This is a genomic window from Lysobacter tyrosinilyticus (assembly GCF_054779815.1).
This window is the reverse complement of record NZ_BAAGXN010000012.1, coordinates 1-543: the sequence shown is the minus strand read 5'-3', so window position 1 is coordinate 543 and position 543 is coordinate 1. Positions and strand designations below refer to the sequence as shown.

Below are 543 nucleotides of genomic sequence, written 5' to 3'. Positions count from 1 at the left end.
CCATCCAATGCCTAACGCCTGAATTAAGCCGAGCCGCGAAGCGGCTTCGGCTTGAATGAATTGTTAGGCGGCGTCGCGGTGCCATAGCACATGCATATCTCCATCCACGAAGCCGATCCCAATCCCCAATTTGCTGCGAAGTATGTCCGACCTAAAGCCGTCGGAAATGTAAGAGTTAACCAGACCGATCAGCGTCTTGAGCCATGCCCGCCAGTCGGGGCCGGCGACGGAAAAGGGAACTTCAAAGATGTCCTCTCCTGTCGAGAACGTCTCGGCAGAGGGCCAGTAGTCTGTGCTCGGATCTTCGCCCGGACAAAATGCCTCGGTCCCGACGAGTTGCACGTGAACAGAGTCCGTGCCCTCGTAGAGGTTGAAGTGAAATGCTTCGGTGCGAGCTGGTATAGGCTGAGACAGCGTGCTGTCCAGCCAAGCAAAGAAGGCCGCTTTGATTGAGCTATTGGGACCTGTCATAGCCGCCTAACGCCTGAATTAAGCCGAGCCGCGAAGCGGCTTCGGCTTGAATGAATTGTTAGGCGCGACGGT

General features: G+C 56.2%; 1 protein-coding gene. It reads right to left on the bottom strand.

The window, feature by feature from the left end; genetic code table 11:
• Positions 1-63: 63 nt before the first annotated feature.
• Positions 64-471 (bottom strand): hypothetical protein, encoded by a 408-nt coding sequence (locus ACYVGK_RS14695; protein ID WP_460735016.1) that lies wholly within the window; start codon positions 469-471, stop codon positions 64-66.
• Positions 472-543 lie beyond the last annotated feature (72 nt).